This window comes from Thalassobius vesicularis (genome assembly GCF_004799325.1).
Taxonomy (GTDB): Bacteria; Pseudomonadota; Alphaproteobacteria; order Rhodobacterales; family Rhodobacteraceae; genus Thalassobius; species Thalassobius vesicularis.
Genome location: NZ_SSMD01000002.1, coordinates 349,115 through 372,225, shown reverse-complemented (window position 1 = coordinate 372,225; position 23,111 = coordinate 349,115). Strand labels below are relative to the sequence as shown.

At 65.0% G+C, this 23,111-nt stretch carries 24 protein-coding genes and 1 riboswitch; of the genes, 13 read left to right on the top strand and 11 right to left on the bottom strand.

Translation table 11 applies throughout. From position 1 onward, the window contains the following. Window positions 1-34: 34 nt before the first annotated feature. The gene (locus E7681_RS05650; protein ID WP_136338292.1) at window positions 35-664 is read right to left on the bottom strand and encodes a ferritin-like domain-containing protein; all 630 of its coding nucleotides are present in this window, start codon (window positions 662-664) and stop codon (window positions 35-37) included. Between the two features lie 209 nt (window positions 665-873). Then, window positions 874-1,470, bottom strand: a complete 597-nt coding sequence (locus E7681_RS05645) for a gamma-glutamylcyclotransferase family protein (RefSeq protein ID WP_246032412.1) — start codon at window positions 1,468-1,470, stop codon at window positions 874-876. A gap of 95 nt (window positions 1,471-1,565) precedes the next feature. On the opposite strand from E7681_RS05645, the gene E7681_RS05640 reads away from it, so the two are divergent. The 4 genes from E7681_RS05640 to gcvP all read left to right on the top strand — a co-directional run bounded on the left by E7681_RS05640 (window position 1,566) and on the right by gcvP (window position 6,748). Then, window positions 1,566-2,012, top strand: a complete 447-nt coding sequence (locus E7681_RS05640; protein WP_136338290.1) for an RrF2 family transcriptional regulator — start codon at window positions 1,566-1,568, stop codon at window positions 2,010-2,012. A gap of 44 nt (window positions 2,013-2,056) precedes the next feature. Further along, window positions 2,057-2,143, top strand: a riboswitch (glycine riboswitch). A gap of 156 nt (window positions 2,144-2,299) precedes the next feature. Then, window positions 2,300-3,424, top strand: a complete 1,125-nt coding sequence (gene gcvT, locus E7681_RS05635) for a glycine cleavage system aminomethyltransferase GcvT (protein WP_136338289.1) — start codon at window positions 2,300-2,302, stop codon at window positions 3,422-3,424. Between the two features lie 23 nt (window positions 3,425-3,447). Beyond that, window positions 3,448-3,807, top strand: a complete 360-nt coding sequence (gene gcvH, locus E7681_RS05630; protein ID WP_136338466.1) for a glycine cleavage system protein GcvH — start codon at window positions 3,448-3,450, stop codon at window positions 3,805-3,807. Between the two features lie 94 nt (window positions 3,808-3,901). Beyond that, a complete protein-coding gene (gene gcvP / locus E7681_RS05625) occupies window positions 3,902-6,748 on the top strand; it encodes an aminomethyl-transferring glycine dehydrogenase (protein ID WP_136338288.1) in 2,847 nt (948 codons plus the stop codon). 30 nt (window positions 6,749-6,778) lie between these two features. Here gcvP and E7681_RS05620 read toward each other — a convergent pair whose 3' ends face one another. The 4 genes from E7681_RS05620 to E7681_RS05605 form a co-directional block, all read right to left on the bottom strand. Further along, complete coding sequence (locus E7681_RS05620; protein ID WP_136338287.1) at window positions 6,779-7,474, bottom strand: SGNH/GDSL hydrolase family protein; 696 nt, start codon at window positions 7,472-7,474, stop codon at window positions 6,779-6,781. After that, the gene (locus E7681_RS05615; RefSeq protein ID WP_136338286.1) at window positions 7,474-8,334 is read right to left on the bottom strand and encodes an inositol monophosphatase family protein; all 861 of its coding nucleotides are present in this window, start codon (window positions 8,332-8,334) and stop codon (window positions 7,474-7,476) included. The genes E7681_RS05620 and E7681_RS05615 overlap by 1 nt, the downstream gene beginning before the upstream one ends. Window positions 8,335-8,399: 65 nt before the next feature. Next, window positions 8,400-10,916: an ABC transporter permease gene (locus E7681_RS05610; protein ID WP_136338285.1), complete on the bottom strand. Its 2,517-nt coding sequence runs from the start codon at window positions 10,914-10,916 to the stop codon at window positions 8,400-8,402. Further along, a complete protein-coding gene (locus E7681_RS05605) occupies window positions 10,913-11,593 on the bottom strand; it encodes an ABC transporter ATP-binding protein (RefSeq protein WP_136338284.1) in 681 nt (226 codons plus the stop codon). The genes E7681_RS05610 and E7681_RS05605 overlap by 4 nt, the downstream gene beginning before the upstream one ends. 4 nt (window positions 11,594-11,597) lie before the next feature. Between E7681_RS05605 and E7681_RS05600 the strand changes: the two genes are divergently transcribed. Next, window positions 11,598-12,278: an arylesterase gene (locus tag E7681_RS05600; RefSeq protein WP_246032411.1), complete on the top strand. Its 681-nt coding sequence runs from the start codon at window positions 11,598-11,600 to the stop codon at window positions 12,276-12,278. 89 nt (window positions 12,279-12,367) lie between these two features. Here the strand turns inward: E7681_RS05600 and E7681_RS05595 are convergent, their stop codons facing one another. Further along, entirely contained in the window at window positions 12,368-12,574 is a 207-nt protein-coding gene (locus tag E7681_RS05595; protein WP_136338282.1) for a cold-shock protein, read from the bottom strand. 314 nt (window positions 12,575-12,888) lie between these two features. Between E7681_RS05595 and E7681_RS05590 the strand changes: the two genes are divergently transcribed. Continuing rightward, on the top strand, window positions 12,889-13,824 hold the full coding sequence (locus E7681_RS05590; RefSeq protein WP_136338281.1) for a methyltransferase domain-containing protein: 936 nt from the start codon (window positions 12,889-12,891) through the stop codon (window positions 13,822-13,824). 65 nt (window positions 13,825-13,889) lie between these two features. Continuing rightward, window positions 13,890-14,321: a thioredoxin TrxC gene (trxC, locus tag E7681_RS05585; RefSeq protein ID WP_136338280.1), complete on the top strand. Its 432-nt coding sequence runs from the start codon at window positions 13,890-13,892 to the stop codon at window positions 14,319-14,321. A gap of 82 nt (window positions 14,322-14,403) precedes the next feature. Here trxC and E7681_RS05580 read toward each other — a convergent pair whose 3' ends face one another. Continuing rightward, window positions 14,404-14,724, bottom strand: coding sequence for an antibiotic biosynthesis monooxygenase family protein (locus E7681_RS05580; RefSeq protein ID WP_136338279.1), 321 nt, complete (start codon window positions 14,722-14,724; stop codon window positions 14,404-14,406). A gap of 118 nt (window positions 14,725-14,842) precedes the next feature. Between E7681_RS05580 and E7681_RS05575 the strand changes: the two genes are divergently transcribed. The 3 genes from E7681_RS05575 to E7681_RS05565 all read left to right on the top strand — a co-directional run bounded on the left by E7681_RS05575 (window position 14,843) and on the right by E7681_RS05565 (window position 16,533). Continuing rightward, window positions 14,843-15,475 carry a hypothetical protein gene (locus tag E7681_RS05575; protein WP_136338278.1) on the top strand — a complete coding sequence of 211 codons (633 nt, stop codon included), beginning with the start codon at window positions 14,843-14,845 and terminating at the stop codon, window positions 15,473-15,475. 69 nt (window positions 15,476-15,544) lie between these two features. Further along, window positions 15,545-16,054, top strand: coding sequence for an anthrone oxygenase family protein (locus E7681_RS05570; RefSeq protein ID WP_136338277.1), 510 nt, complete (start codon window positions 15,545-15,547; stop codon window positions 16,052-16,054). Beyond that, complete coding sequence (locus E7681_RS05565) at window positions 16,051-16,533, top strand: HugZ family pyridoxamine 5'-phosphate oxidase (protein ID WP_136338276.1); 483 nt, start codon at window positions 16,051-16,053, stop codon at window positions 16,531-16,533. The genes E7681_RS05570 and E7681_RS05565 overlap by 4 nt, the downstream gene beginning before the upstream one ends. Here the strand turns inward: E7681_RS05565 and E7681_RS05560 are convergent. Beyond that, on the bottom strand, window positions 16,530-18,815 hold the full coding sequence (locus E7681_RS05560; protein WP_136338275.1) for a glycosyl hydrolase family 28-related protein: 2,286 nt from the start codon (window positions 18,813-18,815) through the stop codon (window positions 16,530-16,532). The two genes, E7681_RS05565 and E7681_RS05560, sit on opposite strands and share 4 nt — an antisense overlap. Window positions 18,816-18,960: 145 nt before the next feature. Further along, window positions 18,961-19,698 (bottom strand): DUF4336 domain-containing protein, encoded by a 738-nt coding sequence (locus E7681_RS05555; RefSeq protein WP_136338274.1) that lies wholly within the window; start codon window positions 19,696-19,698, stop codon window positions 18,961-18,963. Window positions 19,699-19,821: 123 nt separating this feature from the next. Between E7681_RS05555 and E7681_RS05550 the strand changes: the two genes are divergently transcribed. Beyond that, on the top strand, window positions 19,822-20,286 hold the full coding sequence (locus E7681_RS05550; RefSeq protein ID WP_136338465.1) for an SRPBCC family protein: 465 nt from the start codon (window positions 19,822-19,824) through the stop codon (window positions 20,284-20,286). Window positions 20,287-20,341: 55 nt separating this feature from the next. Here the strand turns inward: E7681_RS05550 and E7681_RS05545 are convergent, their stop codons facing one another. Further along, complete coding sequence (locus E7681_RS05545) at window positions 20,342-21,916, bottom strand: lysine--tRNA ligase (protein WP_136338273.1); 1,575 nt, start codon at window positions 21,914-21,916, stop codon at window positions 20,342-20,344. Between the two features lie 122 nt (window positions 21,917-22,038). Between E7681_RS05545 and E7681_RS05540 the strand changes: the two genes are divergently transcribed. Both E7681_RS05540 and E7681_RS05535 read left to right on the top strand, forming a co-directional pair. Then, window positions 22,039-22,470, top strand: a complete 432-nt coding sequence (locus E7681_RS05540) for a tellurite resistance TerB family protein (RefSeq protein WP_136338272.1) — start codon at window positions 22,039-22,041, stop codon at window positions 22,468-22,470. A gap of 90 nt (window positions 22,471-22,560) precedes the next feature. Beyond that, window positions 22,561-22,971, top strand: a complete 411-nt coding sequence (locus E7681_RS05535; protein WP_246032410.1) for a L,D-transpeptidase — start codon at window positions 22,561-22,563, stop codon at window positions 22,969-22,971. Window positions 22,972-23,111 lie beyond the last annotated feature (140 nt).

Here is a 23,111-nt window from a genome sequence, read left to right as displayed (position 1 = left end):
CAAAAGGGCCAGCCCGGCGGCTGGCCCTTTTTCGTCAGGCAAGCTGTCCTTCGAACGCCGCCAAATGGTTCAGAGAGCCATCCAGCAGGTTCTGATAGACATCCTCCAGCGCCGTGCCTTCGACCCCGGCCATTGCGGCGGTGATGTCGTCGATATCCGTCAGCTCGATCAGCACGCCGACCTCGAACGCATCGGTCAGCGACTGGCTACCCTGCGCCAGCAAGCTGTCGTACAGCGCCTGGATTTCATCGTTCTGGAACTCGCCCGCCTCGGCAAAGACGAAGCTGTCGATGAACAGGCCCATCTGGTCCGCCTGCGCCAGCAGCGCGTTGAAATGGTTGTCCTCGGAGGCGGCGATGTTGTCGAATATCCGCGCACCGTACAAATCTCCGAAGGTTTCGTACAAATCGCCCGCCATCTTCTCTTCTTCCAGCATGAACAGCAGGGTCGAGATGTCGCCCATGTCATAGGGTTCAAACAGTTTTTCCGGCCGCGACGGATCGCCCGGGTCCGAGATCGGAGTCTCGACCGGCTCGGCGGTCTGAACGGTGGCGGAGACCTGCTGTTCGGCCTGGTCGATCATGTATTTCCAACGCTGCCCCATGCCGCTGATTTGCGCCTTCAGGGTGTCCAGAGTGTCTGCTGTGTCGATTGTGCGCTGCATGATCGCCTGCCTGTCCGTATTGGAGTTCGAAATGATATTCGAAAAACAATATGTGTTTCACAATACGCACCACAAGGGGCAGGCGCGACATATAGCTGTCCAAATTGACGGAAATTCATGGAAAATTCAATAAAATCAGCGGATTGCGGGGCAGGTGCGGCGGGGTGACGCAAACCTTCCAGTGGTGGAGGGTTTGGTCCCGGTCCCGGTCAATTGGCCGTGCGCGGGATCGGCGGGTGGTCGTCCAGATGCACCACGCGGGCCTTTAGCTGGCGCAGCCAGGCGTCCACCAGATCGGTTTCTGACGGGCTCAGATCCTGGTGGCGCGGGTAATGGGGGTGGCTGCGGTCGTTCAAAATCGGGGCATCCCAGCCCTCCGTGGTGTCAAAGAAGCGGGCGACGCCCTCCTCTCCGAACTCGGTCAGGTAGCCCTGCACGACCACGTCCAGATAGCTCAGCAGAACCGGGTGGGCCATCGTGGGCGCGCCGTGCTTGCCCTCGGGGATGGCGTAGATCGCGACGTCCGGCGTGAAGGGCAGGGGGTGATGCGGCAGGTCCACCAGACGCACGCGGTCATAGGCGTGTTCGCGGGCATCCAGCGCCCGCCAGTCGCCATTGGGAACCGGCGCGATCAGCCCGTCGATCTCGGTCCCCGAATCCGGGACGGCGGTCAGGAACGCCACGGGGCGCAGCGCCGTGTGCCGCCATATCCGCCGCCAACCACGGGCGCGGGCCGGGTAGGCCAGCCCGTAATCATGGGTTTTTCGGTTCACCAGTGAGCCGTAGCCAAAGAAAAATGCATCCATGATGTAGATAAAATGTCGCAGCCTTGATCCATATCAATCCCAAATCTGCCGGATTTCGGCAGTCTCAGGCAACTCTGACCCAAGGGAAGCCGCCCGTGCGTATCACCAAACGAACCAATATCGCGATCCGAGTCCTGATGTTCTGTGCCTCGAACGAGGGCAGGCTGGTGACGAAATCGGAGATTGCCGAGCGGTGCAACGCCTCGGAAAACCACTTGGCGCAGGTCATCAACCAGCTGGGTCAACTGGGCTATCTGCATACGCAGCGGGGCCGAAATGGCGGCATTCAGCTGGGTCGCGCGATGGATCAGATCCAGATTGGCGACGTTTTCCGGCAGTTGGAAAGCAACGTGCCGATCGCCGAATGCTTTGCCGACGTGGACAACACCTGTCCGCTGGTCGAGGCGTGCCGCCTGAAGCTGGCGATCGCTGGCGCGGCCGAGGCATTCTACAATCATTTGGACGGCATCACGCTGGATCAACTGGTGTGCGGAAATCATCAGCTGATCGAAATCATGTCGCCCATCGCCTGCCACGCGTGAAAAACGACCTCTTGCCGCGCGAAGGCGACTCGTCTAAGCAGAATCCCATCTGATCGGGAGAACCGGGTAATCCGGTGCCGAAGGAGCAACCGCCCCGGAAACTCTCAGGCCCAAAGGACCGATCAGGCAGTAACACTCTGGAGAGAGGCGCGTACGCGTCCGCCGAAGGGATAACGATCTCAGGCGAAGGGACAGAGGGGGCATCGAGTTTTCCGTCACATCCGTGGCGGGTGTGATGCCGGAACAGGGCTTTGGTCCGTCCGGTTTCGTGAAAACAGAGGATGCCTATGACCGACTTGAAATCGCTGCCACTGGACGGATTGCACCGCGAGCTGGGCGCCAAGATGGTGCCGTTTGCGGGCTATGAAATGCCCGTGCAATACGCCCTGGGCGTGATGAAGGAACACCTGCATACGCGGGAACAGGCCGGGCTGTTCGACGTCAGCCACATGGGGCAGGTGATCCTGCGCGGGCCGGATTACCGCAGTGCCGCGCTGGCGCTGGAGGCGCTGGTGCCGGTCGATGTGGCCGGGCTGGGGCTGAACCGTCAGCGCTATGGCTTTTTCACCAATGATGCGGGCGGCATACTGGACGACCTGATGCTGGCGAACCGTGGGGATCATGTCTTTGTGGTGGTTAACGCCGCCTGCAAGGACGCCGACATCGCCCATCTGCGCGCCAACATGCCCGAAGGGGTCGCCGTCGAGGTGATCGAGGACCGCGCGCTGCTTGCGCTGCAGGGCCCGGCCTCGGAGGCGGCGCTGTCCGCGCTGAACCCCGCCGTGGCCGCGATGAAATTCATGGATGTGGCCACCGTCGATCTGTGCGGGGCGGAATGCTGGGTCTCGCGCTCGGGCTACACGGGCGAGGACGGGTACGAAATCTCGGTCCCCGTCGCGGCGGCCGAAACGCTGGCACGGGCCTTGCTGGCCGATGAGCGGGTCGAGGCGATCGGGCTGGGCGCGCGCGACAGCCTGCGGCTGGAGGGCGGTCTGTGCCTGTACGGCCATGACATCGACGAAACCACGACACCGGCGATGGCGGGCTTGGGCTGGGCGATCCAGAAGGTCCGCCGCGAGGGCGGTGCGCGTGACGGCGGTTTCCCCGGCGCGCCCACGGTGCTGAGAGAATTGCAGGAAGGCCCGACAGAGCGCCGCGTCGGCCTGCGCCCGGACGGGCGGGCCCCGATGCGCGAAGGCGTCGAGCTGTTTAAGTCCGAGACCGCAGCTGTTGCGATCGGGCGCGTCACCTCGGGCGGGTTCGGCCCCAGCGTCGGCGGGCCCGTGGCGATGGGCTATGTGCCCGCGGCTCTGTCCGCCCCCGGCACCCAGCTGTTCGGCGAAGTGCGCGGCAAGCGACTGCCGGTGCAGGTGGTGGCGCTGCCCTTCGTGCCGGCCAATTTCAAACGATAAAACACTCAGGGAGAAGACCCATGATCAAATTCACCGAAGAACACGAATGGCTGCGCGTCGAGGGCGACCTGGTCGTCGTCGGCATCACCGAACACGCCTCGACCCAGCTGGGCGACGTGGTGTTCGTGGAACTGCCCGAGATCGGCACGATGGTGTCCACCGGCGATGAAGTGGCCGTGATCGAAAGCGTCAAGGCCGCCTCGGACATCGCCGCACCGCTGGACGGCGAGATCGTCGAGGTCAACGAGGCCATCGTGGACGAGCCGGGCAAGGTGAACCAGGACCCGCTGGGCGAGGCGTGGTTCTTCAAGATGAAGATCGATGATCTGTCCGAGCTGGACCAGTTCATGGACGAAGACGCCTATGCCGAGCTGATCGGCTGACCGGACCGGGGATGCCCCCGCGCCCCCATCGAGGGGGCCCGGGGCCAGCCTTTGGCGAGAGTATTTTTTTCAGAAAGAAACGATGAGGGTGCCCATGGCCTTCAAGCCCACCGAATACCTGCCGTACGATTTTGCCAATCGCCGTCATATCGGCCCGTCTCCGTCGGAGATGGCCGAGATGCTGAAGGTGGTGGGCGTGGACAGCCTGCAGGCGCTGATCGACGAGACCGTGCCGCGCGCGATCCGGGCCGAGGCGCCGCTGTCCTTTGGCAAGGCGCTGAGCGAGCGGCAGATGCTGCGCCGGATGAAAGAGGTTGCCAAGAAGAACAAGGTTCTGAGCAGCCTGATCGGGATGGGATATCACGGGACGGTCACGCCGCCCGCGATCCAGCGCAATATCCTGGAAAACCCGGCCTGGTACACCGCCTACACGCCCTATCAGCCCGAGATTTCTCAGGGCCGGCTTGAGGCGTTGTTGAACTACCAGACCATGGTCAGCGACCTGACGGGGCTGGAGATTGCCAATGCCTCGCTTCTGGATGAGGCGACGGCGGCGGCCGAGGCGATGACCATGGCGCAGCGTGTGGCCAAGTCGAAGGCCAAGGCGTTTTTCGTGGATGAGAACTGCCACCCGCAGAACATCGCCGTGATGCAGACCCGGGCCGAGCCGCTGGGGATCGAGGTGATCGTTGGCGCGCCCGAGGCGTTGGATCCGGCGCAGGTGTTCGGGGCGATTTTCCAGTATCCGGGAACCTATGGCCATGTGCGCGATTTCACCCCCGAGATGGAGGCGCTGCATGCCGCCAATGCCGTGGGGATCGTGATCGCTGATCCTATGGCCTTGGTTTTGTTGAAAGAACCGGGGGCGATGGGGGCGGATATCGCCGTCGGATCGACCCAGCGGTTTGGCGTGCCTCTGGGTTATGGCGGCCCGCACGCGGCCTATATGGCCTGCCGCGACGCCTATAAGCGCGCGATGCCGGGCCGTCTGGTCGGCGTGTCGATCGATGCGCGCGGCAACCGGGCCTACCGGCTGTCGCTGCAAACCCGCGAGCAGCATATCCGGCGCGAGAAGGCGACCTCGAACGTGTGTACGGCGCAGGCGCTGCTGGCGGTCATGGCCTCGATGTACGCGGTGTTCCACGGGCCGGACGGGCTGCGCGCGATTGCGCAACGCATCCACCGCAAGGCCGTGCGGCTGGTCCAGGGGCTAGAGGAGGCGGGCTTCAAGGTTGAACCCGAGACCTTCTTTGACACCGTGATGGTCGAGGTCGGGCCGCTGCAACAGGCGGTGCTGAAATCGGCCGTGGACGAGGGCGTAAACCTGCGCCCGGTCGGCACCACCAAGGTGGGGATCACGCTGGACGAGGCCGTCGTGCCCGCCACGATCGAGGCGGTCTGGCGCGCCTTCGGGATCACCCGCAACGACGATCGGTCGGGCGATTGGCGGCTGCCGCAAGTGGCGTTGCGCGAGACGGAAATCCTGAAGCACCCGATTTTCCACATGAACCGCGCCGAGACTGAGATGATGCGCTACATGCGTCGTCTGGCCGACCGCGATCTGGCGCTGGATCGGGCGATGATCCCGCTGGGGTCGTGCACGATGAAGCTGAACGCGGCCGCCGAGATGATGCCGATCAGCTGGCCCGAATTCGCCGATCTGCACCCGTTCGTGCCCGTCGATCAGGCCGCAGGTTACACCGAGATGATCAGCGATCTGTCGGAAAAACTGTGCGATATCACGGGGTACGACGCGTTTTCCATGCAGCCCAACAGCGGCGCTCAGGGGGAATATGCGGGGCTGCTGACCATCGCGGCCTATCATCGGGCGAACGGGCAGGGGCATCGTAATGTCTGCCTGATCCCGATGAGCGCGCACGGCACCAACCCGGCCAGCGCCCAGATGGTCGGCTGGAAGGTGGTACCGGTTCAGTCGATGGAAAACGGCGATATCGACCTGAACGATTTCCTCGCCAAGGCACAGAAGCACGCGGAAAATCTGGCGGGCTGCATGATCACCTATCCCAGCACGCATGGCGTGTTCGAGGAGACCGTGAAAGAGGTCTGCGCCATCACGCATGAGCATGGCGGGCAGGTCTATATCGACGGCGCCAACATGAACGCGATGGTGGGCTTGTCCCGTCCCGGCGATCTGGGCGGGGACGTTAGCCACTTGAATTTGCACAAGACTTTCGCCATCCCGCATGGCGGCGGCGGCCCCGGCATGGGGCCGATCGGGGTCAAATCGCACCTGGTGCCGCACCTGCCGGGCCATCCCGAAACGGGTGGGGCCGAGGGGCCGGTTTCGTCTGCGCCTTACGGGTCGGCCTCGATCCTGGCGATCAGTTGGGCCTATTGCCTGATGATGGGCGGGGACGGGCTGACGCAGGCAACGCGCGTTGCGATCCTGAACGCCAACTACATCGCCAAGCGGCTGGAGGGGGCCTTTGACGTGCTGTTCAAGGGGCCGACCGGCCGCGTGGCGCATGAGTGCATTCTAGACACGCGCCCCTTTGCCGACAGCGCCCACATTACCGTGGACGACATCGCTAAGCGCTTGATTGATTGCGGTTTTCACGCCCCGACCATGAGCTGGCCCGTTGCCGGAACGCTGATGGTAGAGCCGACGGAATCCGAAACCAAGGCCGAGCTGGACCGCTTCTGCGACGCCATGCTGGGCATCCGGGCCGAGATCGACGCGGTTGAAAACGGGCAGTTGGACGCGGAAAACAACCCGCTGAAACGTGCGCCGCATACGGTCGAGGACCTGGTTGGCACGTGGGAACGGCCCTATAGCCGCGAGCAGGGGTGCTTCCCTCCGGGGGCGTTCCGGGTGGACAAGTATTGGCCGCCGGTGAACCGGGTCGACAACGCCTGGGGTGACCGAAATCTGGTGTGCATCTGCCCCCCGATGGAGGATTACGCGGACGCAGCCGAATAACGCTAAGGCCCTGCTTTTGCAGGGCCTTTTTTATTTCGTCCAGTGGGTGCGGATGGTCTGCGCGGCGGTTTGGGCCCACAGGCGATAGACCTCGGGGCCCGGGTGAAACCCGTCCTCGGGCATCAGCGCGGGGTCTGGCGGCAGGTCGAAATCCAACGGGTGATAGCCTGCGAAATCGGCCAGATGGGCGGCGCGCATCTGTTGCAGACGGCTGGCATGGCGGCCAAGGGTCCAGCGTAAGGGATTGGGAAGTAACGGAAATTCCCCCATTGGTGGGATCGCGGTGACGCAGATCAGGCGCGCGCCGCGGTCGCGCAGGCCCTGCAGCAATTGCCGTTGGTGATGCACGAACCGCTGCGGGCTGGTCAGGCGGGTGACGTCGTTGACGCCCAGGGCTAGTACGGCCACGTCCAGCGGGGTGGCTTGCGGCAGCACGCTCAGCGCGTCGGAACTGGTGGCACCGGTGCTGGCAAGTAGTTGCCATTCAACGGAAAAATCCGTGGATAACGCCCGCACCAGATGCCCGGACAGGGCCTGATCCTGATGATCAACCCCGACCCCAGCGGCCGAGGAATCGCCCAGAACCAGCAGCCGCAAGCGCGGGCCCGTGCCCGCCTGACCGGCCCTTGGACCGGCGGCTTCGGGCAGGATCAGCGCGGTTTTTCGCGTACGCAGCGCCTGCGCCAGAAGCAACGGGGCAAGCGCGAAACGTACGATTCTGTCCATTATTCGTACAACGGCGACAGCAGCGTTTTCAGCGTGTCCCAGGTGCCCTGATCGGCGGCGCAGAGGATGTATCCCTCCTCGATCGCGATGTTGTAATCGCGCCCGTCCAGCATCTTGGCGACGCCCCCGGCCTGTTGGCACAGCAGCACGCCCGCCGCGTGGTCCCACGGGTTCAGGATGCCGGACAGGTTGAAATCGACGCCACCCTGCGCCAGCGTCCGGTATTCGTGGCATGAGCACCGCATCGAGCCCATGCGCGAGAAGCTGGGCAGGACCGGGGCCAGTTTGGCCTGCGCGTCCTTGGGCATCAGGTAGTAGTGCATGATGCCCGACAGGGTTTCCAGCGCGCCGGGTTTGGAGACGCTGGTCGGACGCTCGGCCCGGCCGGCGCCGGCGATGCGGGTGGGGGATTGGTCGTCCGCGATGATCCAGTCGTCGACCATCGGATCGTACAGCAGGCCGAACACCGGGCGGCCATAGCGGGTGGCGGCCAGGATCACCCCGAACAGCGGCAGGCCGTGGGCAAAGTTCCACGTGCCATCGACCGGGTCGATGATGAAGGCCAGTTCGGCCTCGGCCGCCTTTTGGCGCAAGGAGGGGTCTTTGGCGGCGGCTTCCTCGCCGATGACGGTGGCGTTGGGGAACAGCTGCAGGATACCGCGCGCGATCATCGCTTCGGCGGCGATGTCGGCCTCGGTCACCAGATCCTGCGGGCCGGACTTGGTGTCGATCTGATGCGCCGAGAGGTTGCGGAACCGGGGCAGGATCTCGGTCTTGGCGGCGCGGCGGACAAGGTTCACAAGGCTGGTCTGCTGGGCTGCGGTCAGCGGGGTGACGGGGAGCGGAAGGGTCTGGGTCATCGGTCGCCTGCGTGATTCTGCGGTTGCCTCATGGGTTGCATCCGGGGGCGGCGGATGCAACGCGTCTATTCGCGCGATCGCAGGGTTCGGGCGGGGCGAGTCGCCAGGCTGCGGCGGGCAAAGCCAAGCCCGGCCAGCAGGGTCGCCAGAACGCCGCCCGCCACGATGCCAAGGGCCGAGGGCCAGATCACGGCGAACTCGGTCTCCATCACGAAATGCGACACGGCCCAGCCGCCGGTGATGCCCGCGGCCAGTGCGACAAGGCCCGCACCGGCGCCCAGCAGGGCCGCACGCAGGGCAAAGCTGGACAGGATGCGGGCGCGGGTGGCGCCGAGGGTTTTCAGGATCGCCGCCTCGTAGCTGCGGGCCTGTTCGCCGGCGGCGGCGGCCCCGATCAGCACCAGAAAGCCGGTCAGCAGCGTGGCAGCGGCCCCCCAAGAGGTGGCGCTGGCGATGCCGTTCAGCATGATCGAGACCTGGTCGATGGCGTCGCGGACGCGGATGGCGGTGATGTTGGGGAACTGGTTGGCCAGATCGCGCAGGATCGCCGCCTCGGCCTGAGGCTCGGCGTAGACGGTGGCGATGAAGGTGTGCGGCGCGCCTTTCAGGGCGTTCTCGTTCACGGCCAAGACGAACCCCATCCCGGCGGTCGAGAAATCAACCTCGCGGAACGAAGTGATCGTGCCGGTGATGTCACGCCCCAGAATGTTGAGCGTGATGGTGTCGCCAAGGCTCAGGCCGATCTCTTCGGCCTCTTCCCGGGCAAAGCTGATCTGTGGCGGGCCGTCATAGCCCAGCGGCCACCATTCCCCGGCGACGATGCGGGTGTTGGCGGGCTGGGCGTCGGCATAGGTGATGCCACGATCGCCGCGCACGACCCAGTGATCCCCGGCAACCTCGGTCGCGGGGCGGTCGTTGATGCGGGCGACGACACCGCGCAGCATCGGGGCGTATTCGACCTTGCTGACAGCGGGGTCATTTTCCACGCGGTCCAGAAAGCCGGGCATCTGGTCGCGCTGGATATCCACGAAGAAATAGCTGGGCGCGATGTCCGGCAAGTTGCCCGAGATGGCGCGGCGCAGGTTGCCGTCGATCTGGCCCACGGCGGCCAGCACGGCAAGGCCAAGGCCCAGCGACAGGACGACGGGCGTTGCCTCGTCCCGAGTGCCGCCGATGGCCGCGATGGCCCAGCGCAGCGCGGGGCGACCGCGCGCGGCGCGGCGGAAACGGCGCGACAGGCGGCGCAGGGCAAGGGCGGCCAGCGCCAGCACGGCAAGCGCGCCGGTCAGCCCGCCTGCGGTCCACAGGGTCAGCGTCACGGTGCCCGAGAACAGCACCGCCACGCCCACCAGCGCGGCCACCAGCGCGGCGGTGGCTAGCACGAAGGGCAGCGGCGGCAGGGCGCGGGCGCCCGCCATCGCGTCGCGGAACAGGGTGGCGGCCTTGACTTCTCCGGTGCGGGCCAGCGGCCAGAGGGTGAAGATCAGCGCGGTCAGGATGCCGTAGACGGCGGCCTCGGCCAGCGGTTCGGGGTAGAGCGCGAAGACGGCGGGAACCGGCAGCGCGGCGGTCAGCAGCGGGGCCAGCAGGACGGGCACGCCACCGCCCAGCGCCAGACCCAGCGCGATGCCCAGCAGGGCCAGCGCGCCGATTTGCAGGAAATAGGTCAGGAAGATCACCCGCCGCTCGGCCCCAAGGCTGCGCAGGGTGGCGATGACGTGGGTTTTGCCAGCCAGATAGGCGCGCACGGCGGCCGAGACACCGACCCCGCCCACGGCCAGACCGCTGAGGCCGACCAGCACCAGAAACGCGCCCAGACGGTCGACGAAACGGGCGATGCCGGGGGCGCCGTTGCGGGCGTCGCGCCAGCGCATCCCCTTGTTTGCAAAGGTTTCCTCGGCCGCGGCCTTGGCAGAGAGCAGGTCCAGTTCGGCGGGCAGATCCAGCCGGTATTTCGTCTCGTAAAGCGAGCCCGCCACCAGCAGGCCCGAGTTCGCCAGCGCGGGCGAGGCGACGATGGTGCGCGGCCCAAGGCCAAAGCCCGCAGCACCGCTGTCGGGTTCGCGCGTCAGCGCGGCCATCAGGCGGAAATCCTGCGTGCCAAGGCGGAACGTGTCGCCCACGGTCAGGCCCATGCGGTCGATCAGGACGCGCTCCATCACCGCGCCGGGCAGGGTGCCGTCGCCCGCCAACGCGTCGGCCAGCGGCATCGCGGGGTCCAGTGCGACGGTGCCCACCAGCGGATAGGCGCTGTCCACGGCCTTGACCTGCGTCAGGCCGCGTTCCTCGCCCACGGCGACCATCGAGCGGAAGTCGATCACCTCGGACACGCGCTCGGCGGTGGTGTCCATCCAGGCGCGCTCCTCGGGGGTGGCGGCGCGGTAGGTCAGCTCGATCTCGGCGTCGCCGCCCAGCAGGGCCGCGCCTTCGCGGGCCAGACCGGCCTCGATGCCCGCGCGGATAGAGCCGACGCCGGCGATGGCAGCCACGCCCAGCGTCAGGCAGGCCAGAAAGATGCGAAAGCCGCGCAAGCCGCCGCGCAGCTCGCGCCGGGCAAAGCGGGCGGCGATGGTCAGGCTCATGCGGTGTCTCCGTCCAGTCGGCCATCGCGCAGGCGGATCACCCGGTCGCAGCGGCTGGCCAGATCGTCGGCATGGGTGACCAGCACCAGCGTCGCGCCGTGGCGGTCGCGCAGGCCGAACAGCAGCTCGATGATCGCGGTGCCGTTGGTGCCGTCCAGATTGCCGGTGGGCTCATCCGCCAGCAGGATCTGCGGGCGCGGGGCCGAGGCGCGGGCCAGCGCGACGCGCTGCTGCTCGCCGCCCGACATCTGGGAGGGGTAGTGATCGGCACGCGCGGCCAGACCGACGGCGCGCAGCTCCTCCATCGCGCGGTCAAAGGCGTCGGCATGGCCAGCCAGTTCCAGCGGGGTGGCGACGTTTTCCAGCGCGGTCATCGTGGGGATCAGGTGGAAAGACTGGAACACCACCCCCATATGTTGACGGCGAAAGCGGGCCAGCTGGTCCTCGGACATCGCGGTCAGGTCCTGCCCAAGGGCGGTGATGGTGCCGGTTGTGGCGCTTTCAAGCCCGCCCATCAGCATCAGGAGCGACGACTTGCCCGAGCCGGACGGACCAACAAGGCCCAGCGACTCGCCCCTCTGGACATCCAGCGAGATGGCATGGAGGATTTCAACCAGACCGGCATTCCCGTTCAGGGACAGGCCAACACCAGACAGCGACAACACCGGATCGGACATACGTATGCTTCTCTTCCTCAAGGCTTTCTTCTCATATGGGCGTTGGTCGGCGATGGGCAAGGCACTGGCGGTGCTTCTGCTGACTGTCCCGGCGGCATGGGCGCAACCGATGGCGGTCATCGCCTATGGCGATAGCCTGACCGCAGGCTATGGGCTGGCCGAGGGCGAGGGGTTCGTGCCGCAGCTACAAGGCTGGCTGACCGCGCAGGGGCAGGAGGTGCAGGTGCTGCAAGGCGGCGTGTCGGGCGACACCACGGCGGGCGGTCTGGCGCGGCTGGACTGGACGCTGACCCCCGAGGTGCAGGGCATCATCGTGACGCTGGGCGGCAACGACATGTTGCGCGGGATCGACCCGGCGGTGTCGCGCGCGAAGTTGAAGGGGATCTTGCAGATCGCGCAGGATCGCGGGCTGGCGATCCTGCTGGTGGGCATGCCCGGACCGTCGAATTACGGGCCCGAGTACCGGCAGGCCTTCGACGCGATGTATCCCGAGTTGGCAGCGGAATTTGGCGCGGTGTTCGCGCCGAGTTTTTTCGAAGGGCTGGGCGAAGGCTCGCCCGCCGATCTGCAGGCGCTGTTCCAGGCAGACGGCATTCACCCCAACCGCGACGGTGTGGCGCTGATCGTCCAGGCGCTGGGCCCAAAGGTGCAAGAGATGATTGCGCAGATCGCGCCCCGGAATTGAAAAAGGCGCGGCGTTCCCGTCGCGCCCAAAATTCTTTGAAAGAATTTTGTCCGGATTTTTTCAAAAAATCCGACGCCCTTGCCCGAAGTTCAGGCCAGTTTGATCTCGGTCGCCAGTTCGCGCCCATCACGGCCCGACTGGATTTCGAAGACGACTTTCTGGTTGTCGGCCAGCGATTTCAGCCCTGCCTTTTCAACGGCCGAGATGTGCACGAACACATCCTTGCTGCCGCTGTCGGGCTTGATGAAGCCGTAGCCTTTGGTGGTGTTGAACCATTTCACGGTGCCAGTGGCCATGCCGTGTGACTCCTGCAAAACGTTGTCCGCGTCGTGCGACAACCCGGCTCGTTAGTTCACAGATCGAGGTCTGAGCCGAGGGCGGTGCAGGTAGTCGATAGTTTAGTAACGTTGCGCGGAAAGGATGAGCACGGTTCCCTTTGAAATCAAGGGGCAAATCTGCTCTGAAACGAATCTTGACTTTGCCCGCGCCATGCCCAAATAGGCGCCAGATTTCCTTGCTGCACGAGCCCCCGGTGAAAGAGCATCCGTCCTGACGACACCGCCCGATCTGTCCCCTCGGTGCCGTGTTCTTTTGCAAAAGCAGTCCCCCTATGTCCGTACATCTGACGTCTTCGGGCGATCTCTCGGTTGATCGCCGTTACCAATTCGCGTGCTCGCTGGCCGGTGCGGGCGATCCTGCCGCCGCCGTCGGTTTGATGGCGGAAACGCTGGGCGCTGTGCCGGGCTGGGTGGCGGGCTGGATGGCGCTGGGCGACTGGGCCGAGGCGTCTGGCGAAACGGATCAGGCGATGCAGGCCTTCGCGCGGGCGCAGGCGTTGGACCCGGCGGATCGGCTGGGCGCGGGGCTGCGGCTGGACCTGCTGCGCGCCGTGCCGATGGCCGAGACCATGCCCTCGGCTTTTGTCGAGAACCTGTTCGACCAATACGCCCCCCGGTTCGAACGCTCGCTGGTCGATCAACTGGGCTATTGTGGGCCCGACCTGCTGGCCGGGGCGCTGAACGGGCCGCTGGGGCGGGTGCTGGATCTGGGCTGCGGCACCGGGCTGATGGGGCAGGCGATTGCCGGCCGCGCCACCTGGCTGGAGGGCTGGGACATCTCGGCCGGGATGCTGGATCGAGCGCGGGGCAAGGGGCTGTACCACCAGCTGCAAAAGCGCGACCTGGCGCGGCTGGAGCACGGGCCCGAACAATGGGACACCATCCTGGCCGCTGACGTGTTCATCTACTTGGGCGCGCTGGAGCGGATCACCGCCTGGATCGCCCATGCGCTGGCCCCGGGAGGGCGCTTTGCCTTTACCGCCGAGGCGGGGCTGGGCGACAGCGTCACGCTGCTGTCCTCGCGCCGTTATGCCCATGGCGAGGACTATATTCGCGGGCTGATGTCGGATGCGGGCTTTGGCTCGGTCCGGATCGAGCGCGCGGCGCTGCGTCAGGACCGGGGCGAACCGGTCGAGGCCTTTGTCGTCGTCTGCGCCGCGCTGAACCGCGAGACGGATCGCACGGGCGAGGAATCGGAATACGCCTGACGCCCCCTTGTACGGGTCGGCGGGCTGATTATATTCTGATTAACATATGTATTCAGGAGCGCATCATGGCCCCCAAGAAACTCACCTGCCTGGACTGCGGCCAGGTCAACCGCATCCCCGAAGACAAGCTGACCGCCGGCCCCAAATGCGGCACCTGTGGCGCACCGCTGATGGGCGGCAAGGTCGCCGAAGTGGACCTGGCCACGCTGGAGAAAGCCGCGCGCACCGATGACGTGCCGCTGGTCGTGGATTTCTGGGCCCCGTGGTGCGGCCCGTGCCGGATGATGGCGCCCGAGTTCTCCAAGGCGGCGGCCGAGCTGAAGGGCGCGGCGCGTCTGGTCAAGCTGAACACCGAGGATCACCCTCAGGCCGGAATGAAATACGGCATTCGCGGCATTCCCACAATGGCCGCCTTCGCGGCTGGGCGAGAGCAAGCCCGTCAGTCCGGCGCCATGCCCGCAGCCTCGATCATCCAATGGGTGAAGGCCGCCGTCTGACCCCCGGTCTGACCCCGGCGCCGCAAAATTCTTTCAAAGAATTTTGACCGGATTTTTTCGAAAAATCCGGTCTCGCCCGGCCTCAGCCGTAGGTGCGGGCGACGTCGTACATCACCGGCTCGAAGCTTTTGCACAGCTCGTTGATCACGCGGTTGCGCTTGCGCATCTCGTCGCTGCGCAGCATGGCTTGGTAATCCTCGCGCTTTTCCCATTGCGAGTAATTGGCGATCCGCGTTTGCGCGTCGTTCACGTGCAGCCCGGCGGCGATGAAGCCGGGTTGCTTTGAGATCACCTCGTCATAGGCGCTGTTCAGCAGGTCCAGCAGGTCCTGACAGGTGCCCGGGGTGGCCTCGAAGGTGGTGATGACGGTCTGAAAGCGATTCTCACTCGAAATCTTCGGCATGTTGTCCTCCATCCTTTGCAATCAGCCTAGCACCGGAATGTGACAGGACCAAAGCTCGAATTGGTTAACGGCATGTTTACCAATGTGAATTCATGCTTGTGCCCAAGGGGGATTGGTGATGCGGGCGTGGGTGCTTCTGTTCTGTCTGATCGGCGGCATGGCGCAGGCCGGGGCCTGGCCGCGCGGCAAGGGGCATTGGTTCAGCGCCACCGCGTTGGACTGGGGGGCGGATGGGTCCGTGGCGACCTCGTTCTTCGCTGAATACGGCCTGACCGACCGGCTGACGGTGGGGGTGGACGGGTTCTGGACCACGGAGGGCGCGACCGTGCTGGGCTTTGCCCGCCTGCCGGTCTGGAGCGGTCCGCAGGGTGGCAAACTGGCGCTGGAGGCCGGTATCGGCACCGCCGACGGCAAGCCGATCCTGCGCCCCGGCCTGTCCTATGGGCGTGGCATCGTGACGGGCTGGGGCAATGGCTGGGTCGCGGTGGATGCGACGGCGGTGGTTGACCCGGCGCTGGGTCTGAGCAGTTGGAAGGTCGAAAGCACGCTGGGCTTGGCCCCGTCTGAACGGTGGAAATTCCTCATGCAACTCCGCTCGACCGGCAGTATCGGCGGGGTGCAAGACATGGTTCTGGCCCCATCGGCAGTGTTCCGACTCGGTAAATCCGTCTATCTGCAGGCGGGGGGTGCCTATGGGCTGACCGACCCGCGCGACAGCGGTATCAAGCTGGGCGTCTGGTTGGAGTTCTGAATATCTTGCGACAGAACTGACATGTCCGAGCGTTAGACCCTTACCAAATTTGTTAACCAAAGGTCAGTCATGTTGTTCCGAGTGCCGCTTTTCCTGTCTCTGCTGTTTTCCGCCGCGATCTTCGGGTTCTTCTACGCTTGGGTCTGCTCGACCATGTGGGGGCTGGACCAGACCCCGCCCGAGGTTGCGATTCAGGCGATGAACGCGATGAACCGCTCTGTCCGCAACGCGGTCTTCGCGCCGGCGTTCTTTGGCACCCCGCTGGTGCTGGTCGTCACGGCGGCGTGGGTCTGGGTGTCCGGTCGGCGGGCCGCTGCGATGTGGCTGGTGGCGGCGGTGCTGGTCTACCTGCTGGGGGCCTTCGTGCCGACGGTGATGATCAACGTGCCGATGAACCAGGCGCTGATGCTGACCGACCTGAGCCAGCCGACGCAGGTGCTGGCCGAGATATGGACGGCCTATTCCAGCACCTGGCAGATCTCGAACATCGCGCGGACGGTGGCGTCGGGGGTGGCGCTGCTGCTGGTGGGCGCGGCGCTCTTGCCTGCGACGGCGCGCGGGCCTAACACGGAGCTATGACCGATCCGATCCGCCCCACCGATGACGAGGCCCGTTCCCTGGCGCGTAGCCTGCTGCGGCAGGCCCGCTTTGCCGCGCTGGCGGTGAATGACCCCGACACCGGCGCGCCCTATGTCAGCCGGATTGCGCTGGGGATGGTGGGCGGGCCGGTCTCGCTGATCTCGGCGCTGGCGGTGCATGCGCGGGCGCTGGCCGCCGATCCGGCCTGCGCGCTGCTGGTAGGAGAGCCGGGGCCCAAGGGCGATGCCCTGTCGCATCCGCGTCTGACCGTGCAGGCCGTGGCGCGGTTCATCCCGCGCAGCGACCCCGCGCACGAAGAAATGGCCGCGCAATACCTGCGCGACCATCCCAAGGCCAAACTCTACCTGGTGCTGGGCGATTTCGGCTTTGTCGCCTTCGCCCCGCAACGCGCCTTTCTGAATGGCGGGTTCGGACGGGCGTTTCACCTGACGCCCACCGATCTGGCCGATCCGGCTTAGTTGTCCATCCGCACCATGACGCCGACCTGCCCCTGCAGGGCGTCGGGCCAGTGCAGCTCGACCTGGTCCTTGTTGGCGCCCTGCTCGGTGTTGACGTAGGGCATGGCGTAATTGGCCACGTTGCCCGCGGTCTTGACCTTGCCGCGCGCGACCACTGCCTCGACGTTCTGGGCGTAGCCGCCAAAGGGCAGGGGCCCCGCGCAATCCACCGTCCAAGTCGCGTTGACCGAGTTCTGCTGGTGCAGGATCACGGTCGGGTTCTCCATCCCTTGGTCGATGGCGTTGAACATGTTGCCCTTGACGGTGATGTTGCGCATCCGGGTGTAATCCAGATCGGCAAAGGACGTGTCCACCATGTCCACGCGGTCCAGCGTGCCGTGGATGGCGCGGAACATGTTGCCGTGGATGTTCAGGCCGCTGATGAAATGGCCCGCGCCATGTGGTTTCACCACGATGAACCGGAACCACGGCGCCGCGTCGATCGACTGGAAGATGTTGTTCGAGATGTTGAGCGAGCTGAACGAATACTCGTTGTTGAAGGCCGGGTCGGGGTCGTGCTCGTTCACCCATTCGATGAAGCAGTTGTCGATATAGTTGCCGTCCACCGTGGCGCGGTTATGCGTGCTGGTCAGCACCAGACCAGCGGTGCGCAGGCCCTCCAGCTCGTCATCGCCCTGGAACCAGTGGTTGCCCGAGATGATCGAGCTGGTGCCGCCCAGCACCGCGAAATGCCGGAACTGGGTGATGCGGTTGTCGCGCAGTTTGACGTCGTTGGAGTTGGCGTTGATCGCGATGGTGGTGCGGTCCTGCGCGCGGGTGCCGGTCTCGTTCGACAGGAACTGGCAGCGGTCCACCAGCATGCCCTGACACCCTTCGCCGATCGAGGTGATGCCGCGATCCTTGGGCGAGGTGACGAAGCTGTCCTTCAGGTGGAAAATCAGGCCCGCCGGGGCCAGCAGGATGCCACTGGCGCGCCCGCCGCATTGCAGCTCGACATCCGACAGCGAGAATTTCGAGAGCTTCTGGAACCCCGAAAAATCCAGCATGTATTTGTAGCGGGTAAAGTAATAGGTCTGCGTGCCCACCGCATCATACAGCGGCATCGACAGCGTGATCTGCTGGGTGGCGACGTTCTTGGCGCGGACATAGACCTCGCGCCCGACCCCGTTGGACCACACGCGCGATCCCACGGGGATGTTGGCGACGTTGACCACGTTCGACAGGGTCAGCGGCGCATTGGTCGAATAGCTGGCGGTCGAGGTGTAGCTTTCGGTGTCCCAGGCGGTGCTGTCCTCGGCGTAGAACTGGCCGTTGATGACCTGACGGCGGGTGGCATACTCGGTCCGGTTGGCGACGGCGGCCTGCATGTCGATGGGGCCGGTGATGCTGATGCGACGCCCGCACATGTCCAGCGATTCATGGTCGGCGTTGTTCAGCAGCGCCTGGAACGCCTTCTTGAAGGCCAGCTCCTCGTTGCCGAAGGCGTCGATATAGGCGGGCAGGTCAAAGTTGCGGGTCAGCGACAGCATCTTGTCGTCGGGCATGACCACGGTGCCTTCGAACCGGACGCGGCTGGCGAATGTCATGTTGTCGGACAGGTAGTAATTGCCCGCCGAGACCAGCACGCTGCGCCCGTTGGCGGCGTCATCCGCGGCGGTGAAGGCGGCCAGATCGTCGGTGACGCCGTTGCCCACCGCGCCGAAATCGCGCACGTCCACCCAATCCAGCATCGAGCGCAGATAGGCCTCGGTGATGTCCTCGATCACGAAATCGTCGATGCGCACGATGCCGCCATTCGCGCCGGTCAGGTCCAGCCCGAAATGTCCGTAGGCCACGGGCGAGGGCCACACCATGTCCACCCCGCCGCGATTGCCGCTGCCGACGATGGCGCTGATCTCGACCACCTCGCCATAGCTGGACAGCGCCGTGGTGGCACCGTTCTGGTTCAGCCCGCTGACAAAGGCGTCGGTCGCATCGCCCGGACGCCCCGCAATCCGGACCGAGGGCAGGTTGCCGCTGATCGCCTTGATCCGCGCGGTGATGCGCAGGTAGCACCCCGGCAGGATCGGCGTCTGCCCCATGTAGCGCACGCGCTGGGTGGTGTCGGTCTTTTGCAGCTCCAGACAGCCGGCAAAGTCCTGATCCGCTGGCACAAAGGCCGCGTTCACCGCGTTGTCATAGGTGTCCGAGCCGGCCGTGCCATCGCCGCTGGACCACACGTCCAGCCCTGCCGAAAACGGGGTGGGCATGAAGACCACGCCATCGGTAATCGCCTTGTTCATCTGCTGTCCTTTCCTGAGGTCCGCCGCCACGCGCCGGATCAACTGAATCCGCTGACCGGGTCCGCGCCCGGATGGCAGGGGGGATAGCAAACGAAGGGTTAACAGCGGCTGAGACCACCGTGACGGTGCCCGTATCCGCAGGCACTCAGCCGCGCTGCTGCGGCAGCCAGCGGAAGGCGCGTTTCAGACGGGCAGCGCCGTCCTGACGGAACCACTCGCCATGCGCCAGGATCACCCGTTCGGGCCCCCAGGCGACCATGCGGTTCACGCAGTCCGACAGGGCGTCGAAATGGTTGCGAAAGGTCAGCCGCATGTCGCGCGGCATCGCCCCGTCGGGGGCCTGAATGCCGCCGATCCGGGTGGCGATCCGCATCCACCACGGCAGCTTGGCGGGTTCGAAATTCTCGATCAGGTCGGTCAGGATCAGGGTGCGGCTGGCAGTGTGAAAGAACACCGCCTCGCGGTGCACGAAGCTGCCCTTGACGATCATCTGCTCGATCTGTCCGGCCCAGTCTGCCGGGGCCTGATCCCCCAGCGCGTGGTCGAATTTCACCGGCACGCCCTTGCGCGCGGCCCGGTCCGTCACCCCCGGCGCGGCCCAGGCCTGCGCCGCGGGCCATGCGACCTGCCAGTGATGCACCCAGGCGTAGTGGATCCAGTTCGGCGCGATCAGGTGGCGCACGGGGCCAAGCGCGCCCAGTTCAGCCCGCAGGCCTTCGGTCAGCTGCGTGGGCGAATGCACCCACAGCCCGCCATCGGCCAGCCGGATCACCGTGGCGCGGGTGGAAAACGGCATCCCGTAGAACCGGATCGCCGGCCCGTCGATCAGCCAGATGTCCTGCGCCACGGGTTTGAGCGTGTTCAGCGGTTCGTATCCGGTCATGGGGCGCTCCTTTGCGGGCAGACTGGCCCCATTGCGCGCGGTTCGCAACCCGTGGGATTTCCCTTGCCGAATCCCGGCGTCCGGGGGCCTCATGGCGGCACCCCTCTCATGAAAGGCACCGCGATGGAGCTGGACCCCACCACCGACCTGAGTTTCACCCGAACCCTGCCGATCCCGCCCGCGCTGGTCTGGGATTGCTGGACCTCGCCCGTACATATTCCGCGGTTTTTCGTACCACGCCCGCACCGCGTCACCGCCTGTGACATCGACCTGCGCGTCGGTGGCCGCTTCAACACCGTGTTCGAGGTCGAGGGCAACGAGATGCGCAACGAGGGCGTCTATCTGGAGGTGATCCCGAACCGCCGCCTTGTCTTCACCGACGCCTATACCGAAGGCTGGAAACCCAAGCCCGAGCCGTTCATGACCGCGATTCTGGACCTGTCCGAGGACGGGCAGGGCGGCACGATCTACACCGCCACGGCCCGCCACCGCACGTCCGAGCTGTGCGAAAACCACAAGCAGATGGGGTTTTACGAAGGCTGGGGCATCGTCGTGGATCAGCTGGTCGAATACGCGCAAACCCTTTGATCCAAACGCAAAAGGCCGCGCACGGGGCGCGGCCTTTCACTCAATTTCGGCTGTCTCAGACCAGCTCGCCCGCCAGGGCCTGGTCGATCAGCGCAACGGTTTCCTGCACGCCGTAAAGCGCGATGAAGCCGCCGAAACGCGGGCCTTGGGACGCGCCCAGCAGCACCTCGTACAGCGCCTTGAACCAGTCGCGCAGCGGGTCGAACCGGTCACGGCCCACGGCGTAGACGATGGATTGCAGCGCCTCGTCGTCCAGCGCGCCGTCATAGGCGGCCAGTTGCGCGCGCAGCTCTTGCAGGGCTTCGCGCTCCAGATCCGTGGGCGCGCGGAACACCTTGGTCGGCTTCACGAAATCATTGTAGTAGCGCACCGCGAATCCGGCGGCCTGATCCATGTCGGCGTTCGCTTGCGGAGAGGCATCGGGCGCATAGCGGCGGATGAAGCCCCACAGCGTTTCCTTGTCCTCGGCCCCCGACACAGATGCCAGGTTCAGCAGCATGCCGAACGGCACCACCATGGTCGAGGCCGGCGGGTTGCCGTTGTGGATGTGGAACACCGGGTTGTTTACCTTGCCGGCGGCATCCTGATCGGGATAGGCGCGCAGCTGCTGGTGGTATTCATCCACCGCCTTGGGGATCACGTCGAAATGCATCCGCTTGGCGGTCTTGGGCTTGAGGTACATGAAGTACGACAGCGATTCCGTGCTGGCATAGGTCAGCCATTCGTCGATCGTCAGGCCGTTGCCTTTCGACTTGGAAATCTTTTCACCGTTTTCGTCCAGGAACAGCTCGTAGGTGAAATGTTCCGGCTTCTTGCCGCCCAGGATCTCGCAGATGCGGTCATAGATCGGCGTGTTGGTGCTGTGATCCTTGCCGTACATCTCGAAATCCACGTCCAGCGCGGCCCAGCGGGCGCCGAAGTCGGGCTTCCACTGCAGTTTCACGTTGCCGCCGGTGACGGGCAGGGTCCATTCGCGGCCGTCCTCGTCGTCGAAGGTGATGGTGTAGTCGGTCGCGTTCACCTCTTTCATCGGCACGTAAAGGACGCGGCCGGTTTCCGGGTGGATCGGCAGGAAGATCGAGTAGGTCGAGGCGCGCTCGTCCCGCAGGGATTTCAGCATGACCTTCATGATGTCGTCGTATTTTTCGACCGCGCGCTTCAGCACGGCGTCGAATTGGCCCGACTTGTAGAACTCGGTGGCCGAGTAAAATTCGTATTCAAACCCGAACGTGTCCAGGAACCGGCGCAGCATGGCGTTGTTATGGCCGCCAAAGCTGTCGAATTCGCCGAAGGGATCGGGGACCGAGGTCAGCGGCTTCTGGATATTGGCGTGCAGCATGTCCTGATTGGGCACGTTGTCGGGCACCTTGCGCATGCCGTCCATGTCATCCGAGAAACAGATCAGACGGGTGGGAATGTCGCTGATCACTTCGAACGCGCGGCGGATCATCGTGGTGCGCGCGACCTCGCCGAAGGTGCCGATATGCGGCAGACCCGAGGGGCCATAGCCGGTCTCGAACAGGACGTATCCCTTCTCTGGCGGTTTCTTTGCGTAACGCTTGGCCAGGGTCCGGGCTTCTTCAAAGGGCCAGGCTTTGGAATTCATCGCGGCGTCACGCAGATCAGACATGTCTCTCTCCAATAGGATCGGGTCCGCACGCGCCCCATGCGCGGCAGACCGCCGCTTCCTATTGCGAGGGGCGCGCGCAGTCAATATTCTGCACTGCGACACAGACATGCAGGATCAGTCAAATGACCGACGAACAGACAGAAACCCATCCACTCAGCCCGCAGGATTGCCTTGTTGCGCTGATGATCGCCGTTTCGGCCTCGGATGAGAACCTCCGCACGGCCGAGTTGATGAAGATCCAGAACGCCGTGAACCACCTGCCGGTCTTTGCCGATTACGACATCGACCGGATGAACCGCATGGGCAAGCTGGTGATGGACCTGTTCGCCGAAGAGGACGGGCTGGATGCCCTGTTCGGCCTGATCCGCGACAACCTGCCGGAAAAACTGTTCGAGACAGCCTATGCGCTGGCCTGCGACGTCGCCGCGGCCGATGGCACGCTGGCCGAGACCGAGCTGCGCCTGCTCGAGGAAATCCGCTACGAGCTGAACATCGACCGCCTGCACGCCGCCGCGATCGAGCGGGGCGCCCGCGCGCGTCACACCAGTCTGTAATCCGGGTCTGCGATCGGTCCGGCAGGCGGGCCAAAAGGCTTTGACACTTGTCATGCCGCGCCCCATCGTGGGGGCAAGATGCGCTTTCGAATGACCTTTCTTGCCCTGGCCCTGTCCCTGTTGCCGCTGATCGCGCGGGCGCAGGTCGTGCAGGTGGTGGTGGACCTGTCACAGCAATCCATGACCGTCTTTCTGGACGAGGCGCACCTGTACACCTGGCCCGTCTCCACCGCCCGGAGGGGCAAGGTCACGCCGGTGGGCACCTACAGCCCGCAATACCTGTCGGCCAATCACCGCTCCAGCCTGTACAACAACGCGCCGATGCCCTGGTCGGTGTTTTTCCACGGAAACTACGCCATCCACGGCACCACGGATGTGGCCAAGCTGGGCAGCCCCGCCTCGGCCGGGTGCATCCGGCTGCATCCTGACAACGCGCATCTGCTGTTCAATCTGGTCAAGGCGCGGCCGTTCGAGATGACGCTGATCACCGTCATGCCCTGACATTTTTCGGGGCAATAACCTTTGACATGGGGGGCAAACTGGCTCAGGGTCTCGCCATTGGTACGACGCATTTCAATTTTAGTTTTAAGGTAGACGGTTTTATCGTCATGCAACTGACAGCACCCCCCCTCAAAGACCTA